This window comes from uncultured Campylobacter sp., from assembly GCF_938045625.1.
In the GTDB taxonomy this organism is placed as follows: domain Bacteria; phylum Campylobacterota; class Campylobacteria; order Campylobacterales; family Campylobacteraceae; genus Campylobacter_A.
In genome coordinates this window covers 1-17343 of the sequence record NZ_CALIAV010000027.1, presented here as the reverse complement: position 1 = coordinate 17343, position 17343 = coordinate 1, and the positions used below count along the sequence as shown (strand labels likewise).

Sequence of the window (17343 nt, the reverse complement as noted above, 5' to 3'; positions counted from 1 at the left end):
GCGTCAAAAGATATCTCGCCTCGACCTTGTCGTCCGTAAAAACTCTAAATTCATCATTAAAAAGAGTATCGTCTATCTGCTCTTTTTCTCCTAAAAATTTAGTATTTAGCGTGAGGCTTTCCACTATCGTTTGACCGCTAAATTTCTTGTAAAACTCGCAGGCCAAGATCGAGCCGCTGAATGCCTGCATATCCTTTATCGTCTCCTACGCAAAAATTATCACTCGGAAACTGAAAGCTTCTCATAGTTTATGATACACATGACTTCGTGAGATTAATTTGATATTGTTTGGAGCGAAATTTACGCCGTAAAGGCGCAGATCTGGAAGGACGGGCTAGTAAAACGGGGCGTTAAATTTAAAAACTAGCCGCGCAAATTTTAGTATAATACCCCAAAATTTAACTAGGCAAAGGCAATGATAAACGACGAATTTTACATGTCTCTAGCGATTAAAAAGGCTTGGGAGTTTCAAATTTTAACCTACCCAAATCCCGCCGTCGGTTGTGCGATTTTAGACGCCGGCGGCAGACTACTTTCAATCGCCGCGCATAAAAGAGCGGGCTTTTTACACGCCGAGCCAAGCGCGATTTTATTGGCGCTCTGCGAAAAAAGCGAGGCGTTTTTAAGGGATTTTTTACGAGACTACAACGCGGCTTCGGGTATCAAATTTAAAAACGTAGCCGAGCTTGAAAATGCGGACTTGGAGCCAAATTTCACCTACGAATACATCCTGCAAAATCACGGCAATCTGCTAAAAGGCGCCAAGGCCTACGTGACGCTCGAGCCATGCGCTCACCGCGGCAAAACTCCGCCTTGCGCCGAGCTTTTAAGTCGGCTAAAATTTGCCGAAGTCGTCATCGCTAGAGGCGACGAAAACGCCGTAGCAAGCGGCGGCGCGCACATCTTGCAAAGCGGCGGGCTAGCGGTCAAATTTGGCGTGCTAAGGCGTGAGGCGGATGAGCTAGTAGAGCCGTTTCTAGCGTGGCAGAGGGGGAATTTTAGCTTTTTTAAGCTCGCCCTTAGTGCAAACGGCGTCGCAGTCGGCACCGCGCAGAGCAAGATTATCTCAAATTTAGCCAGCCGCACGCACTCTCACCGTCTGCGCAGCGCAGCCGAGCTGCTAGTTATCGGCGGCGCCACCGTCCGCGCCGACCGCCCGAGGATCGATACTAGGCTGATAGAGGGCGGCAAAAATCCAAACGTGATGATCTACTCGCGCGAGCGGGGGTTTGACGCGACTATACCGCTGTTTGGCGTGGAGGGCAGGAGCGTGCGCATAACGAGTGATATAAACGAAGCCTTTGCGCCGCGTTTAACGATGTTTGAGGGCGGCGAAAACGCGCTAAAAGCCCTAGATGAACGCGTAAAATGGCTGCTACTCTACCACTCGAGCGAGCTTTTGGACGCACCCGCAGTAAGGATAAATTTAAAGCTAAAGCCGCTATTTCACGGCGAGCTTGAGAGCGACGTTTACGGGTGGTATAAATTTGAGCGAGATCTATAAATTTGTTTCAAAAAATTGACTATATTTTTTAAGTTTCTTATATGCAATATTGGATTAAAACAAGGAGATTTATATGCGATTGAGTTTTAGCAAAAGTCTTGGCGGCGGCTTTAGGATTTATTCAAGTCAAAGCTTTGGGGCAAAAAAGATGACACAGGCGCAGATAGCCGCGGCTAAAAAGGAACAATTTTTAAAAAATGTAGCTCAGGTCTCCCAATTTTGCCTAGGCGATTTTTTACAAAGATGCGGATACAACGTAAAAACTATAACATACGCCTCAAGTTGCGATTTTGGCCTAAATAGCTCTGATTTTTTCAAAAGAAGCGAAAATAACGCATTATTTGACAGACTTATAGAGATACAAAAAGAAATAGGGCTCGAAATTCAAAAGATAAATTTTTCTGGGGCGTTATCTTCCAAAAGGCGTGAACGGCTGACAGATCTGGCGTTTGAAATAGACGAAATACTAAGCAAGGCGCACGCCGAAACGAATCCTAATGAAGCCATCTTGCAAATCATAGCTGAAAAACGCCAAAAAAGCTATGAGGATATTAAAGACGAATGGAATAAAGCCGTTATGTCGCCGCTTAAAAAAACTGTTTTCGGCGTTGCTTTTGTAATTACTGGCTTTTTAGCTTTTACGGGGGTGTTGGCACTTGTGTTAAATCGGGGTATAAGTTTTTTGAGATTTTTATAGTGCTTGTTTTGCTTTTTCTTCCGTTGGTAGTTACGTTTATCTTATATAAAAGCAAACGGCAAAACCTAAAATTTAAGATAAAGCTAGCGCCAGTATTTTGCGTACGGTAGATTACGCAAATATTTAAAAACGCGACTATGCCGACTTTTTAACGAAATATTTTATAAATTTGCGCTATGATTTTGTAAATTTAAAGGAGAAAAATGAAAGAGATAACGCTAAACGGAGCGAAATTTAAGGTCGCGGCAAACACGATGGAGGAGCTAAAAAACGAGGCTCTAGGCGACAAAAACGGCGAGATGTATAAATTTCTAGCTAAATTTAACGCGAGCGAGCCTGATATCTTTATCCTAGACGGTTTTGCGACGAAGGAAAATTTGGAACTAAAAGATGGCGCAAACGTCGTATTTATCAGGCGCGGCGTGATGCCCGGGCGCGAAGTGCTAAAAGCCATGATCGCCTCCAGAAACAGCCCCGAGCTAAATGCGGCGCTAGCTAGCGGCTGCGTGGGCGTGGCGGGACTTGGCGGTCTTGGCTCAAATATCGCGCTAAGCCTAGCCCGCACGGGAGTCGCCAAGCTCGTGCTGGCCGACTTTGACGTCGTGGAGCCTAGCAACCTAAACCGCCAGCAGTACTTCGTCCGCCACATCGGCATGAAAAAGACGGACGCCCTAAAAGAGCTCATCGCTGAGGTAAATCCATTCGTCGAGGTCGTGACGCACGACGTGACGCTAACTGCGGCCAACGTCGCCGAGATTTTCGCGCCGTGCGGCGTTATCTGCGAAGCATTTGACAACGTCGCGGGCAAGGCGATGATGGTAAACGAGGCAGGAGCTAGCCTGCGGGACAAAAAGATCGTCGGCGCGTCCGGTATGGCGGGCTACTTTAGCTCAAATCTCATAAAAACGGTCAAATTTGCGCGAAACGTCTATCTGTGCGGCGACCTGCAAAATGCCGCAGGCGTAGGGCAGGGGCTCATGGCCGCGCGCGTGGCGATCTGCGCAAATCACGAGGCAAACCTTGCTATCAGGCTTTTGATGGGGCTTGAGGAGGTTTAAATTTGACGGCGACGTTTAGCGAGAGGTTTGGCATTTTTAATTTGCGCTTAAATTTGGCTTTGGCGAGTTTTTGATTGCGTTAAATTTGAGGAAATTTCGTTGCGATAAAGTTGAGAGTTTGCATTTATGCAGCGTCAAATTTGGCTTTAAAATCGGTTATTTATCGTATGCAAGATTTGTAAATTTGGTCTAATTTATATAAAATTTGACCAAATTTACCCGCCAGGTCTATTGCTAGTCGTTTGCGTTTGGCTGGCTACACCGAAGTTTAGTTTGAAATTTTATCGTAAAATTTAGTCCAAATATGCGCCTGCCTCGCAAGAAGTCAAATTTTACCTACGCTACTTTATCTTCGGACGAAACGAGCGTTTTACGTCAAAGCCCTTGCTGGCGATTTTTATATCGTTTGGGATTGCGCCTACTGGGGCGGAGGCGTCCTTTTTGGCGGATAAAAACTCTACTAAGCTTTGCCAGACGAAATCAGCATCCAGATAAAGCCCCATAGCGCTAAGTTGCGGATTTATCGCTACAAAGTCGGTAGTTTTCGTTTTTTTAAAAAGCACGATTGGCGCATTTAAAATTTTGTCGCTATTTATCGTCGTATCGTTTTGGGCGGTATTTTTTAGCGACTTATCGCAGAGGGCATCTAGATGGTACTTTGTGCCAAGTAAAATATCCTCTCTCGTGGCGCGATCGCCTATCTGCCAAAACTGCGAAACGGGATAGGCGCGAAAATCGTTGTTAAACGTCAAGATCCCAGTTTTGTTATCGGTTTCTTTTAGATCGAGGCTGGTATAGATCTTGCCATCAGCGGCGAAAATATGAACTAATTTTTTACCTATAAATACCTATAAAGATGATAGAGTGTAGCAGGCGCGGCACATCGTTGATGTCGGTTTTGTTTAAATTTATAAATTTACCGCCCGCAAATCGGTATCCGCCCAGTTTTCGCTCAAAATCTATTTGATCTATTTTGTTTAACTTCCATAGCTTATCCGCGCTTACCGGAGTCGAGTTTCTGCGGTCATAGACTAGCGTCTCGTCAAGGCCATATTTTGAGACCATAAAGTCGTAGTTGTCTTTAAATTTCGAGATTATTTTCACGTTGCGTCTTTAAATTTACCTCGCCTTAGCTTCAAAAAACGCCGAGATTAGCGAGTTTGCGCCTTGATTTATAAATTTTTGCATCGCTTTTTCGTAGACGGACGGCTTTTCCCAGACGGGCTCGGCCACGCCGCTTAGCTTTTCTAGCTCGGCGCGCGCCGAATAATAATCGCTCACCTCGTCGATGAGCCCGAGTTTTGCCGCATCGCGAGCCAAAAATACCCGCGCGTTTGCCCACTCTTTGCTTTTGTTTGCGTCTAGATTTCTATCCGCCGCCACGTCGCTTACGAACATTTCGTAGCTAGCGTTTACGAGCTCTTGCAACTGCTCGCGCTCGATCTTGCTCCACTGGCGCAGAAATGTCCCCGCCTCTTTATACTCGCCCGCTTTTACGACTTGCTGCGAGACGCCTATTTTAGCCGCTAGCTCGCTGGCGTCGGCGCCTTGCATTATCACGCCGATCGAGCCGATAAACGCGCCCGGATTTGCCAAAATCCTGTCCGCGCCCGCGCCCGCATAGTAGCTCCCGCTCGTCATCGACCCACCCGCATACGCGACTACGGGCTTTTTGGCGCGTAGATTTTTTACCGCGAGGTGCAGCTCGACGCTAGGCGCCAGCGCACCGCCCGGGCTATCGATATAAAGCAGTACGCCCTTGATGTTGGCGTCCTTGCGCGCAGCCTCGATCTTTTCTAGCGCCTCGTTTGCGTCCATGATCGCGCCTGAGAGGTTGATCTGTGTTAGATTTGGCGGATTTACGCTCTCGCCTTTGCCGCTAAAAAATATTAAAAACACGATGAGCAAAAACAGCATCGCCTTAAAATACGTGTTTATGAACCTAAAAATCGCCGCGATCGGCGCAAAAATAAACCTCAAAAATCCCATTTTTTTCCTTTAAATTTATCGTTTTCGTGAAATTCGGGCGCATTTTACCATTTAAATTTATAAATTTAGCTAGCGGGCTGGATTTGAGAAACGAGCCTCAAATTTGAGCTTAAATTTGGCATTTTTGTTTTTGCCACGCCAAAGTCTAAACCGCAAATTCGGCTCAATCGTTTAAATTTACCTCTGCGCCGCCAACAAATAGCCGCTCGCAGCCCTTTGCGTGCAAAATGAGCATGAGTGGTAGCTGCGCCGCGTCAGCGTCTGCAAAACCGCCGTATAGCGCGAGGTCGGCTAGCTTGCCCTCTTTTATCTCGCCTGCTTCTAAATTTAGCGCGCTTGCGGCGTTTTTAGTCGAGGCTAGAAGTAAAATTTTAGCAAGCTCTAGCGGATCAAAATCCGCGTGAATGAGTAAATTTGCCCGCAGCTCGTCGAGGAAATTTAGGCTCATATTTGAGCTAAGCCCGTCCGTGCCGATATTTACGCTCACATCCGCATCTAGCGCGGCGCGTAAATTTAGCGTGCGTTTGCTAAGTAACCTGTTTGAAACCGCGCAGTGCGTGAGACTGTGAAACTCGCGGTCAAAGCCCGAAAAATCATCCGCCCAAACGCAGTGCGTAAAAAGAGTCCGAACGCCAGCAAACATCGCTACAAACGAGCTTGGCGTATAAAGCGGGCGCGCGGCTGGGTTAAATTTGCCCAGCCACTCTTTAAAGCCGCCAGCGCCTTGCTCTAGCCAGCTTTTTTCGTGACGGCTTTCCATAAAATGCGTCGAGACGACCAAGTTCTGCTCGCGGGCTAAATTTAGCGCCGCAGCGGCTAAATCAGGGTGCGTGGAGTAGGGCGAATGCACCGAAATTGCAGGCGTAAAAAGCGAGCTTTTGCGCTCTAGAGACGCTTTAAATCGGGCGGTAAAATTTGCCAAGCTTTGCTCCAGTGCGGCTTCGTTAGTGCCCAAAATTTCATTAAAAAACACGACTCTGCCGCCGCAGTTCGCGCACGCGTCTAAATCTCCGCCAAAGCTAGAAACCGCTCCGAAGCTCGCTACGCCGCTACGCTGCATGGTTTTTATCGCAGAGGCGATGACGGCGTCGTTTGCCGCCTGCGAGAGCGCGCCGCGAGAGGCGATAACGGAGCTTAGCCACTCTAAAAAATCGCCGTAAACGAGGCTGGTTTTGTTCGCGCTAAACTCCAGATGCACGTGCGGGTTGATAAAAGCCGGCGCCAAAACGGCGTCTGGATACTCGAAAAACCGCGCGTTAGGGTATCTTTTGCGCAGCTGCTCAGCCTCGCCAACGGCATGGATACGCTCATCAAAGGCGACCGCTGCGTCCTCTAAAACGGTAAAATTTTCGTCGCACGGTATTGTAAATTTCGGTTTAACGATGATCATTTTTAAGCTCCTATTTTTCGTGATTGTAGCGAAAATTTAGCTTAAAAAATGTATAATCAAGGCTAAATTTAAATCTTTTAAAAGGCTAAAAATGGAAACAAAATCTAAACTAATGGTCATCCAAGGCCCGAATATCAACATGCTGGGCACGCGCGAGACCGATATCTACGGCTCAATGAAGATGGAGGATATCCACGCGCAGATGAAGCTTTTTGCCGAGCAAAACGGCATCGAGATCGAGTTTTTTCAGAGCAATTTCGAGGGCGAGCTAGTGGATAAGATCCAAGAGTGCTTCGGCGAATTTGACGGCATCATCATAAACCCTGCCGCCTACACGCACACATCTATCGCGATCCGCGACGCTATCGCAGCCGTCGGCCTCCCGGTCATCGAGGTGCATATCAGCAACATCCACCGCCGCGAAGAATTCCGCCAAAAAAGCCTCATAGCGCCGGTAACTGCGGGGCAGATCGTGGGCTTTGGGCCTGTGGGCTACCACCTAGCTATGATCGCGATTTTACAAATTTTCGAGCAGATAAAAGCTCTAAGGGCCGCTAGAGAAAAAGCGGAGTAAGATAGGACGAAGTTGAAAAATTTTATCCTAAAGGACGAAAACGCCGTTTACTACGAGTGCGGATACAGCTGCGACAACGCGATATTTTTAAGTCTCGCGGGGCGCAAATTTTTCCTCACCGACGCGCGTTATAGCATCGAGGCGCGCGAGCTTTGCAAAGGTACCGAAGTGATCGAGGCTGAGCGAAATTTGATAAAAGACGCGCGGCTGTTTTTGCGAAAGGCGGGCGTAAAGGAGCTTAGCTATAACCCGTACGATTTTAGCGCGGGAGAGTGGGAAGCCCTAAGCAAGGGGCTTGGGATAAGATTTAAGGCGCGGGCGAATTTTTCGCAAATTTCGCGCATAGTAAAATCAGAAGACGAGATAAAAATTTTAAAACGCGCGGCGCAGCTTGGTGCGGAAAGATTTGACGAATTTGCCGCGTTCGTGCGCTATAGCGGCGAAGGCATGAGCGAAGAGGAGCTGTTTTTTAACGCCGAGCTTATCTTTAAGAAAAAGGGCGAGCTCGCGCTTAGCTTTTCGCCTATCGTCGCGATCAACGAAAACGCCGCTAAAGCGCACGCATTGCCCAGTAAAAAGCGGCTGCGTCGGGGTGATTTGCTCCTACTGGACGCGGGGGTTAAATTTAGCCGCTACTGCTCCGATAGGACGCGTACGGCGTGCTTTGATGAAAATTTTAACTTCGGCAAAGAGCAAAATTTTAAAAACGCCAAGCGCCAAGAAATTTACGAAATCGTAAAAGAGGCTCAGGCTCTGGCGATCGCAGCGGTTATGCCCGGCAAAAAGGCGTGCGAGATCGACGCGGCGGCTAGGGATTTTATCGCCGCTCAGGGTTACGGCGAGGCGTTTTTTCACAGCACTGGACACGGCGTGGGAATCGATATCCATGAGCTTCCGTTTATCTCAAAGCGCGGAGATACCGTGCTAAAAGAGGGGATGGTTTTTAGCGTGGAGCCCGGGATTTACTTACCCGGCGAGTTTGGCGTGCGTATCGAGGACGTCGTGGTCGTGCGCGAAAACGGAGTCGAAATTTTATGAGGGTAGCGGGGGTGAGACGGTTTAGCAAATGCCTCTTTTTCCCGAAGGTTTTTGATTTTAGACCTGGTTTTAAAAATAGCGTTATTTTGGGGCTGGGCGGTAATATCGGCGACGTGAAAAAGCGCTTTTGTCGGCTGCATTTTAAACTCAGCCGAGACAGTAGGTTTCATGTCGTAGAAAACTCAGCCCTCCTTATCAACGAGGCGTTTGGGTTTAAAGAGCAGGCTGATTTTACAAATGCCGTAATGCTTGTGCAAACGAGCCTTGCCGCGAGGCAAATTTTAAAAATAACGGCAAATTTAGAAAGGCGTTTCGGACGCGTGCGAAGCTTTAAAAACGCGCCCAGGACGCTTGATATAGATATTTTGTATTTTAGCGGACGAAGTAGAAACGACGCGCGGCTTAGGTTGCCCCACCCCGGCGCGCAAAGCAGGGCTAGCGTGATTTTGCCGCTTGGGACGATGAGGCGCGTTTATAAAAGCGGAGTGAGATTTTAAGATTTAGCGGCCACAAAGCCTAAATTTGAAGCGGGAACGGAAAATGCATAGCCTTTGCCGCGACGATTTGGGCTAAAGGCGGCTAAATTTAGCGAGAAACGAAGGAGAAGATTTGGCGACGAAGTTTTATACGTTTACCGGCGAGAGCAGTATGGAGGCGCTAAAAAAGGCTCAGGCTCAGTGCGGCGAGAGGGCGATCTTGGTAACGACGAAGCAAATTCAGCCAAAGACGATAAACAAAAAGCCTCTTTATGAAATTTTAGTTAGCGTCGAAGAGGACGCGAGCGAGCAGAAAAAAAATCAGCCGCAAAAGCAAAATTTAAAAGGCTACGATGAGTTTTTGCGCGCTCAGGCAGCAAAAAAAGAGGAAAGGCCGCAAAAGATCATTTTAGACGAGCGCGAGCTTTTTGAAGTCGAAGCTCAAAGCGCTTTAGCTGCGGCAAATTTTAGCCAAAACTCCACGAGCTCAGCCTCGCAAAATCAAAACTACAAAACCGTTCAAAACAGCGGCGAGGACATACTCCTAAACATCTCAAAAGCCGCAAAGGAGATAAGCCAAATAGCAAATATAGAAACTATGCCTAGCCGCCAAGATCAAAACTACGATAAAAAGATCGACGACGTCGCAAGGCAGGTGAGTATGCTAAGCGAAAAAGTAAATATGATAGCCGATATGTTTTGGGAGGAGCGAGCGGGTGCTAGAAACAACCTAAGCATACCGCCCGAGTTTGCCGGCATCTACAAAGATGCCAAAAATAGCGGCATGAAAGAAGAGCACCTAGAGCAAATAATGAAAATAACCGTGGAAAATATGTCGCCTCAGATGAAGGCTAATCCGACCGCGGTTAGGAGATATTTTAGCTCGCTGCTTAGAAAGATGCTGCCGTGCAGGAGCGAAGAGGACGATAGAAAACAAAAGATAATGATGCTAGTAGGGCCTACGGGAGTTGGTAAAACCACGACTCTAGCTAAACTTGCTGCAAGATTTGCTTATGGAGACGGTAAGCGTGCAAAAACGGGCATCATCACGCTTGATACCTACCGTATCGGGGCGGTCGAGCAGCTGTTTCAATACGCAAAGATGATGAAGCTACCGATCCTTGACGTTATCGAAGTTGATGATTTTAAAAACGCACTAAAGCAGCTAAATCACTGCGAGGTTATCCTCATAGACACCACGGGCAGCTCGCAGTACGATAAAGAAAAGCTATCAAGGCTAGAAAAGTTTATAAAAAGTACGGATACGCACATAGACGTGCATCTGGTGCTATCGGCCGGGGCAAAGATCGAAGATATGCTTGAAATTTACAACGGTTTTAGCTTTCTTGACATCGATACCCTGATTATTACCAAATTTGACGAGACGAAGATTTTCGGCAATGTATTTTCGCTAGTTTACGAGACGAATAAACCGGTTAGTTTTTTCTCCGTCGGCCAGGAGGTGCCGGACGATATCTTGGTAGCAAAGAGCGAATTTTTAGTAAGCTGCGTATTAGAGGGATTTAGCAAGGAACATAATGAGTAATCAGGCCGAGAAACTAAAAGGCATAGTGGCCGCCCAAGCCAAGGCAAAAACTACGTATTTTATCGCTGTAACTAGCGGCAAGGGCGGAGTAGGTAAAAGCACCATAAGCGCAAATTTGGCTAACGTCTTGGCCAAAAGCGGGTATAGAGTTGCTCTTTTTGATGCGGATATCGGGCTAGCGAATTTAGATGTCATCTTAAACGTGCGCGTTAATAAAAATTTGCTCCACGTACTAAAAGGCGAATGTTCCTTAAAAGATATTTTGATCGAGATAAAGCCGAATTTGACGCTGATTCCTGGCGAAAGCGGCGAGGAAATATTAAAATTTAACAATCAATTTTTGTGCGAGCAGTTTTTTGCCGAGTCGGCGAACCTTGACGGGCTTGATTTTATCATCATCGACACGGGCGCGGGTATAGGCGGAAACACGCGGCTATTTTTAGAGGCGGCAGACGAGGTCGTGGTGGTTACTATGCCCGATCCTGCAGCGATAACGGATGCCTATGCCGTTATAAAAATCACTTCAAAAGATAAAGACAATCTTTTGATGGTTTTTAACATGGTGAAAAACGAAAAAGAGGCAATGAGGATATTTGAGCATATTCAAAAAGTAGCCAAGGCAAATATCGAAAATCCGTTAAATTTGGAGTTTTTAGGCGCTATTAGCGAGGATAAAAGCGTCTCAAAGAGCATAAAACAGCGTACGCTTTTTACCGACGATAGCGAATTTTGTCTGCCGAGCTTGGAGTTGAATCAGATAGCTCAAAGGCTTATTTCGAGATTGGAACAAAAAGTGCTTAAAGATGGTCAAGTCAATAGCTTTAGTGCCTTTTTTAGGCGCATGATTGAGCAATTTTAAATTTAGGATTTAGTTTTGAAAGCGGAAAATTTTATAGCATTTTTTACTGTTTGCGGATTTTTTACGGGAGTCGTTTTTTCGGCGTTAAAGTTAAGCGACCCGATACAGATGTTGCTTTATACTTTCGTGATTACGTTTTTCTTTTATCTCGTGATTCACGTTATCATAATGAACTATATCGACGTAAGATTATCTCTTAAAAAGAGATTTGATAAAGAGCAATACGAGCAAACGGCTGATTATCTTATCGGCGAACTAGCTCTTAGAGAAAAGCGTATAGATAATATATTAAGTAAGCTAGCTAGCGAAAATATCCTAATAAAACAAGCGCTAGGTAAAAATGGCGAAAGAAATGCAAAAGCCGCATAATCCTTATGCCTCAAATTTAAAAAAAGAACAAGACGAGGTCGTGCTAGCCTACACGCCCGCTCTTCGCGCGATGGCTTTTAGGCTAAAGGAGCGTTTGCCCGCTCATATCGACGTTAGCGACCTGATCGGCGCTGGGCTGGAGGAGATGGTAAAGCTCTCCAGAAAATACGACAAAGAGCAAAACGACTCCTTTTGGGGCTACGCGCAAAAGCGAGTTTACGGCGCGATGCTTGATTTTTTGCGCGGACTTGACGTGGTTAGCCGCTCGGACCGTACTTTGGTAAAGTCTATCGAGGCTTTAGTAAATGAGTATTTTAATAAATTTGAGTGCGAACCCGACGATGCGTATATCGCAGGCAAGCTAGGTGTCGACGTAGAAAAAGTAAGCGAAGCAAGAAACGTGAGCGCCGTCGTCGCCGTCCTAAACATCGACGATCAAATGGAGCTAATGAGCGAGGAGAATACGCTAGAACGGGTCGAAAAAGAGGATTTGATAGAAAAGATAACTCAAATTTTAAACGAATTTGAGGAGCGCGATCAGCTCATCGTACAGCTTTATTATTACGAAGAGCTGAGTTTAAAGGAGATCAGCGAAATTTTGCAGATTACCGAGAGTAGGATCTCGCAGATACATAAGCGTTTGATGGAAAAAATAAGAAAAAAGCTTGAGGGTAAATAATGGCGGACATTTTAAGTCAAGAAGAGATAGACGCGCTACTAGAAGTCGTGGACGACGACGATGCTAGCGAATCTATCGGCGAAAAATCAAAAAAAGAAGAACAGCAGCAGGTAATAATTTACGATTTTAAACGCCCAAACCGCGTCAGCAAGGAACAACTGCGCGCGATAAAGGGCATACACGACAAGCTTGCGAGAAATTTGGCTTCTCAAATTTCAAGCGTTATGAGAAGTATCGTGGAGATCCGTCTGCACAGCGTCGATCAGATGACGTACGGCGAGTTTTTGATGAGTTTGCCGAGCCCTACTAGCTTTAACGTCTTTTCGATCAAGCCGCTTGACGGAAACTGCGTTTTGGAGATAAACCCAAGCATCGCGTTTCCGATGATAGATCGCTTGCTAGGCGGTAACGGCGAGGGCTTTGAGACTAGCAGGGAGCTAACCGATATCGAGGTAAATTTGCTCGACGCAATCCTAAGAATGATGATGCAGCGCCTAAAAGAGAGCTGGTCGATGATCACCGATATGTACCCAAACGTCGAGGCTAAAGAAAGTAGCCCAAACGTCGTGCAAATCGTAAGCCAAAACGAGATCGTGATAATGGTCGTCATGGAGATCATCGTAGGTAACTCAAGCGGCATGATAAATATCTGCTATCCGGTCATATACCTCGAGCCGATCTTAAGCCGTCTAGCCAACCGCGACATAATGCTTGGCGAAACGAGCGCGAAAAAGAGCCGAAACAAAGAGCTAAAAACGCTGATCGGGCGCGCCGAGGTGCTGTATGAGGCGATACTGGGTAAAAGTATCGTTAGCGTAAACGAGTTTTTAAATTTAAAAGAGGGCGACATACTGCGTCTTGACCGCTCGGCAAACGACAAGGCTATCGTAACGATCGATAAAAAAGAGGTATTTTTGGCTGAGGTCGGGCTGCATAGATTTAGAAAATCTATCCGTATAGAAGAGCTAATCAGAAGCGACAAAGACGAGATCAAAAATATCCTCGAGCAGTATGAAGAAGAGCGCAGAGCAAAACTCATGAGCACAGAGCACGAGGATGAGTACGAAGACGACGATATATTAGGCGAGGATGAAAACAATGAATGATTTTTTTAAAATTTTCGTAAACGAGGTAAAGGCTACGGTCGAAGGGCTAACGGGTAGGACGCCTGAAATAGGCGAGAGAAACGAATACGACGCTCCTAAGCAAGAAGGCATAAAGCCGCCTCTAGCCGTTGCAAACATAGCCGTTAGCGGCGATACGACGGCAAAGATGATACTAGTAGCCACGCCGGTACTGATGAGCGCGATCGGCGAATGGATGCTCGGAGAAGAAGAGATCTCGCGCAACGAAAATCTAAACGAGGACGAGCTTGATGCCGCTAAAGAGGTGTTTTCAAATATCATGGGCGCGTTTTCCACGAGCCTTGGCGCGCAAAAAGGCATGCCGAAGCTAAATTTCGAGGTCGCGAAAGTAAATTTCCTCGACGAGAGCGCAAATTTTGATTTGAACGCGTTTGAAAAAATATACGTCTATTCCGTTAAAATCGGAGACGTCAGCGAGCAAATCGCCATAGTGCTTGATTTTGCATTGGTGAAATTTTTAAATAAAGATCACAAAGAACCAGCCCAGCAAGCAACCCCCGCAAAAGGCGATTTAAGCATCGATGAAATGCGAAATATCGGGCTCATAATGGATGTGCGCCTGCCGCTTCACGTACGTATCGGCTCAAAAAGAATGCTACTAAAAGACGTGCTCACGATGGACATAGGCTCGGTCATCGAGCTAAATCAGCTCGCAAACGACCCGCTTGAGATTTTGATCAGCGACAAGGTCGTAGCCCTAGGCGAGGTCGTCATCGTGGACGGCAACTTCGGCATCCAGATCACTCAGATCGGCACGAAAAAAGAGCGCCTCGAGCAGCTACGTTAAGGGCTAAAATTGGACGAATTCCGCCTTGGGGCGCTTTTTAAAACCAAGTCGTATTCGGCCAAATTTAGTACGAAATCGCGAGCAAATTTGGAGACCTAAATTTGCAAGCCGCCGCATTTTTAGAAACCACCGCATAAATTTGCGCTAAAGGTTAAGGCGGCGGTTTTGTGCTTTTAAAATAGGTTTGCCTTACGAGTTTGCGCCGTTTAGCGCTAAAATTGCCAGCAAATTTGAGCAAAATTAAACCGCTTTGATAGCTTTGCAAATTTGAAATCTACCTAAAATTAATCTCAAATTTAATCATGCGTCATTTGTTTTTAAATCCGTTTTGGATATCATTACTTTTAGATTCGCGTGGTAAATTTAGCCGCTATTTGCAGCTCTAGCACGTAAATTTAAACTAAGAAAAAGAGAAATAATGGATGAAATTTTAAACGATCTGGTCAAATTTAGGGATTTTGCGACTTATAAAAATCCTAGCGTTACGTTTTTCGGTTCGGCCAGATTTGACGAAAATAGTAAATACTGTAAAATGGCCTTTAGTCTCGCAAAAGAGCTTGCCGACGGCGGTTTTGCCGTCGTTAGCGGCGGCGGGCCTGGCGTGATGGAGGCCGCGAACAAGGGAGCGTACGAGAGCGGCAAAAGTCCGTCGATAGGCCTAAATATCGTGCTTCCGTTTGAGCAAGTGACGAATAAATACGCCACTAGCAACTTCGTTTTTTCAAATTTATCCGCTCGCAAATTTGCCCTTATCGAGCGCTCGAGCGCGTTTTTGGTGTTTCCGGGCGGCTTTGGGACGCTTGATGAGCTGTTTGAGATCCTAGTGCTCGCGCAAATCGGCGCCAAAAAAGCTAAAATTTTCCTCATCGGCAGCGAGTTTTGGAGCAAGCTCGATGATTTCATCAAAACCACGCTGATACGCGAAAAAGCCGTCAGCGAGGAGGATCTTTCGCTTTATACGATCAGCGATGATCTAGATACTGTGCGGAACGAGATTTTGGGGATATTAAACTAAATTAGCGTGCTAAAATTTTACGAATTTTAAGGATTTGGCGATGTTTGACGGGATGCGAGACGGGGCTGCTATTGCGCTTTTTGCTTTGTTTTTGTCCGTATAGTGCCATCAAATTTGGTGGCGCTTAACTGCCACTGTTTTTGCCGCTACGACGACGGCGCATACGGTACGCGAAAATTTAAAGCTCTAAAATACCGCAAGGCTTGAGGGTTAGTTAAATTCGGTCGGTAAATTTGCTGGTTGCATTTATCTAGCGCACGGCGTTAAATTTTGGTTTTTGTAAATTTGTTCGCGCGGTTTGGTTTGTGTTTTTAAGCGGATTTGCCGATATGTTTGCCTTTTGCGTCAAATTCGGTAAATTTAACCGCGTCATCGCCGTTTGTAAATTCTACATCGTCTTGGCGCATAAAATTTAAACCCAAGCAAAGATAAATGCTGACCCTGCTTGCGAACCTAGATTTACAAATTTATAGCGCATTAAGCTAATTTTTATATAATCGCACCGAATTTATACGAATTTGCCTTATTGTGGGGCTAGGGCGAGATTTGTAAATTTTAAAGCTGAATTTAAAGTACAAAACTTTAGAGCGCGGTATTTTTAGATGATTTTTGCGGCTGTGCGTTAAATTTTCGGCGTAGATAGAACGTCTGGTTCATCGAGCCGAAAATTTACAAACTCCGTAAAAAGCGCTAAAAAGACAAGCCCTCACAATAGGAAAGAGAAATGAAAATACTAATGGCCATGAGCGGCGGCGTCGACTCCACCATGAGCGCCAAAATGCTGCTAGAAGCGGGTCACGAGGTCGTGGGCTGCTATATGAAACTACACAAAAAGCCCGGATATCATGAAAAAAATATCGATAAAGTCGCCCGCGCGTGCGGGTATCTGGGCATCCCCTATCACGTGCTTGATTTACAAGAGCAGTTTGACAGATACGTCTATACGCCGTTTGTTAGCTCCTATAAAGAGGGCAAGACGCCAAATCCCTGCGCGCTTTGCAACCACTTTATAAAATTCGGCGAGCTGCTAAAATTTGCCAAAAGTATCGGCTGCGAAAAGCTCGCTACAGGCCACTATATCCGCGTACAAGACGGCTTTATCAGAGTCGCCGCCGATCCTAGCAAAGACCAAAGCTACTTCGTCGCGCAGGTACCAAAAGAGATAATCGCCGATATGATTTTCCCGCTCGGGGATAAATTTAAAAAAGATATAAAAGAGCTGGCAAAATCTCTGCCGAACTTTCGCGAATACGGCGAGCAGGCCGAGAGCAGTGAGATCTGCTTCGTCGAGGATACCTATATCGAGGTGCTAAATAAGCACTACGAGACGGATCTACCCGGCGACGTGGTCGATAGCTCTGGGCGCGTGATCGGGCGGCACAACGGCTACATGCGCTACACGATCGGCAAGAGGCGCGGATTTGAGGTATTTGGGGCGCACGAGCCGCATTTCGTGCTCGCTATCGACGCGGCAAATAACCGCATCGTCGTGGGCAGCAAAGAGGAGCTTGAGCGCGGTAAGATAGCTGTAAATAGCCTAAATTTATTCATAGACGAGAGCGAGTTTGACTGCGACGTGAAGGTTCGCTACCGCAGCATCGGGCTAAACGCGCACGTAAAAGTGCTAGAGGGCGGCACGGCCGAGGTCGAGCTAAAACAGAGCGCGTTTGGCGTGGCTAGCGGTCAGCTCGCAGTATTTTATAGAGGCGAGCTGGTTATCGGCAGCGGATTTATCCTGTAAATTTTATCTTGAATTTGATCGCTTCGGGCGGTCGAATTTGACTCTCTTGCCGAGGCGTTTGCGGTAGCGGCGTTTCGGCGAAATCTACAAATTTAACTTCAAATTTTACTGTTTGGCGACATTTTTTATGCACTTAAATTTATAAATAATCGAGTTTTAGGAGTCCAGTACTCGCGATCTAAAATTTGCTTTTTTTAAAATCGGCAATCGCTTTGTGTATGGTTTGGTTTGTGGAAAAAGTGCTCTTATGGCCTCGTGGAGTAAAAATTAGTTTTACTGATTTGTATGCTCGTTAAGAGACTAACCGCGAAAGATTATTGCTCGGTTAGTAGTTAGGCTTAAATTTGCCAAAAGAGTTACATTTAGATATGTTTGCGTAAAATTGGCTATAGAGTTGATAGTCGTTAGTCGTATAGCGTAGGGAGCGGAAAAACTCCGCTCCACTTAAGATTACGCGTTAGTTATCTGGATATAGT

At 46.2% G+C, this 17343-nt stretch carries 19 protein-coding genes; 14 read left to right on the top strand and 5 right to left on the bottom strand.

From position 1 onward, the window contains the following. On the bottom strand, positions 1 to 190 hold a 190-nt coding region (locus Q0386_RS02740), incomplete at its 3' end, for a DUF3137 domain-containing protein (protein ID WP_299026739.1). Positions 191 to 415: 225 nt separating this feature from the next. Between Q0386_RS02740 and ribD the strand changes: the two genes are divergently transcribed. From ribD to thiF, 3 genes are all read left to right on the top strand, one after another. Next, the gene (gene ribD, locus Q0386_RS02735) at positions 416 to 1504 is read left to right on the top strand and encodes a bifunctional diaminohydroxyphosphoribosylaminopyrimidine deaminase/5-amino-6-(5-phosphoribosylamino)uracil reductase RibD (RefSeq protein ID WP_299026736.1); all 1089 of its coding nucleotides are present in this window, start codon (positions 416 to 418) and stop codon (positions 1502 to 1504) included. A gap of 79 nt (positions 1505 to 1583) precedes the next feature. Next, positions 1584 to 2201 (top strand): hypothetical protein, encoded by a 618-nt coding sequence (locus Q0386_RS02730; protein WP_299026733.1) that lies wholly within the window; start codon positions 1584 to 1586, stop codon positions 2199 to 2201. Positions 2202 to 2404: 203 nt separating this feature from the next. Continuing rightward, positions 2405 to 3259, top strand: a complete 855-nt coding sequence (thiF, locus tag Q0386_RS02725; protein ID WP_299026730.1) for a sulfur carrier protein ThiS adenylyltransferase ThiF — start codon at positions 2405 to 2407, stop codon at positions 3257 to 3259. Between the two features lie 341 nt (positions 3260 to 3600). Here thiF and Q0386_RS02720 read toward each other — a convergent pair whose 3' ends face one another. The 4 genes from Q0386_RS02720 to Q0386_RS02705 form a co-directional block, all read right to left on the bottom strand. Next, positions 3601 to 4011, bottom strand: a complete 411-nt coding sequence (locus Q0386_RS02720; RefSeq protein ID WP_299026727.1) for a hypothetical protein — start codon at positions 4009 to 4011, stop codon at positions 3601 to 3603. An 82-nt stretch (positions 4012 to 4093) separates the two neighbouring features. Next, positions 4094 to 4363 (bottom strand): hypothetical protein, encoded by a 270-nt coding sequence (locus Q0386_RS02715; protein WP_299026724.1) that lies wholly within the window; start codon positions 4361 to 4363, stop codon positions 4094 to 4096. Positions 4364 to 4378: 15 nt separating this feature from the next. Beyond that, positions 4379 to 5248: a signal peptide peptidase SppA gene (gene sppA, locus Q0386_RS02710; RefSeq protein WP_299026721.1), complete on the bottom strand. Its 870-nt coding sequence runs from the start codon at positions 5246 to 5248 to the stop codon at positions 4379 to 4381. Between the two features lie 163 nt (positions 5249 to 5411). Then, the gene (locus Q0386_RS02705; protein ID WP_299026718.1) at positions 5412 to 6638 is read right to left on the bottom strand and encodes a metal-dependent hydrolase; all 1227 of its coding nucleotides are present in this window, start codon (positions 6636 to 6638) and stop codon (positions 5412 to 5414) included. A gap of 91 nt (positions 6639 to 6729) precedes the next feature. On the opposite strand from Q0386_RS02705, the gene aroQ reads away from it, so the two are divergent. From aroQ to mnmA, 11 genes are all read left to right on the top strand, one after another. Next, positions 6730 to 7212: a type II 3-dehydroquinate dehydratase gene (aroQ, locus tag Q0386_RS02700; RefSeq protein ID WP_299026715.1), complete on the top strand. Its 483-nt coding sequence runs from the start codon at positions 6730 to 6732 to the stop codon at positions 7210 to 7212. Between the two features lie 12 nt (positions 7213 to 7224). Further along, positions 7225 to 8250, top strand: a complete 1026-nt coding sequence (locus Q0386_RS02695) for a M24 family metallopeptidase (protein WP_299026712.1) — start codon at positions 7225 to 7227, stop codon at positions 8248 to 8250. Continuing rightward, entirely contained in the window at positions 8247 to 8747 is a 501-nt protein-coding gene (gene folK, locus Q0386_RS02690; RefSeq protein ID WP_299026709.1) for a 2-amino-4-hydroxy-6-hydroxymethyldihydropteridine diphosphokinase, read from the top strand. Before Q0386_RS02695 ends, folK begins: the two co-directional genes overlap by 4 nt. A 112-nt stretch (positions 8748 to 8859) precedes the next feature. Next, complete coding sequence (flhF, locus tag Q0386_RS02685) at positions 8860 to 10272, top strand: flagellar biosynthesis protein FlhF (protein ID WP_299026706.1); 1413 nt, start codon at positions 8860 to 8862, stop codon at positions 10270 to 10272. Then, positions 10265 to 11131: a MinD/ParA family protein gene (locus Q0386_RS02680; RefSeq protein ID WP_122874404.1), complete on the top strand. Its 867-nt coding sequence runs from the start codon at positions 10265 to 10267 to the stop codon at positions 11129 to 11131. Before flhF ends, Q0386_RS02680 begins: the two co-directional genes overlap by 8 nt. A 15-nt stretch (positions 11132 to 11146) precedes the next feature. Beyond that, positions 11147 to 11500: a hypothetical protein gene (locus Q0386_RS02675; protein ID WP_002947554.1), complete on the top strand. Its 354-nt coding sequence runs from the start codon at positions 11147 to 11149 to the stop codon at positions 11498 to 11500. Then, complete coding sequence (locus Q0386_RS02670) at positions 11484 to 12179, top strand: RNA polymerase sigma factor FliA (RefSeq protein ID WP_299026702.1); 696 nt, start codon at positions 11484 to 11486, stop codon at positions 12177 to 12179. The genes Q0386_RS02675 and Q0386_RS02670 overlap by 17 nt, the downstream gene beginning before the upstream one ends. Next, positions 12179 to 13285, top strand: a complete 1107-nt coding sequence (gene fliM / locus Q0386_RS02665; protein ID WP_002947559.1) for a flagellar motor switch protein FliM — start codon at positions 12179 to 12181, stop codon at positions 13283 to 13285. Before Q0386_RS02670 ends, fliM begins: the two co-directional genes overlap by 1 nt. Then, positions 13278 to 14111 carry a flagellar motor switch protein FliY gene (fliY, locus tag Q0386_RS02660; RefSeq protein ID WP_299026699.1) on the top strand — a complete coding sequence of 278 codons (834 nt, stop codon included), beginning with the start codon at positions 13278 to 13280 and terminating at the stop codon, positions 14109 to 14111. Before fliM ends, fliY begins: the two co-directional genes overlap by 8 nt. Positions 14112 to 14529: 418 nt before the next feature. After that, positions 14530 to 15126: a TIGR00730 family Rossman fold protein gene (locus tag Q0386_RS02655; protein WP_299026697.1), complete on the top strand. Its 597-nt coding sequence runs from the start codon at positions 14530 to 14532 to the stop codon at positions 15124 to 15126. Positions 15127 to 15850: 724 nt separating this feature from the next. Then, the gene (gene mnmA, locus Q0386_RS02650; RefSeq protein WP_299026694.1) at positions 15851 to 16867 is read left to right on the top strand and encodes a tRNA 2-thiouridine(34) synthase MnmA; all 1017 of its coding nucleotides are present in this window, start codon (positions 15851 to 15853) and stop codon (positions 16865 to 16867) included. The last annotated feature ends 476 nt before the right edge of the window (positions 16868 to 17343 follow it).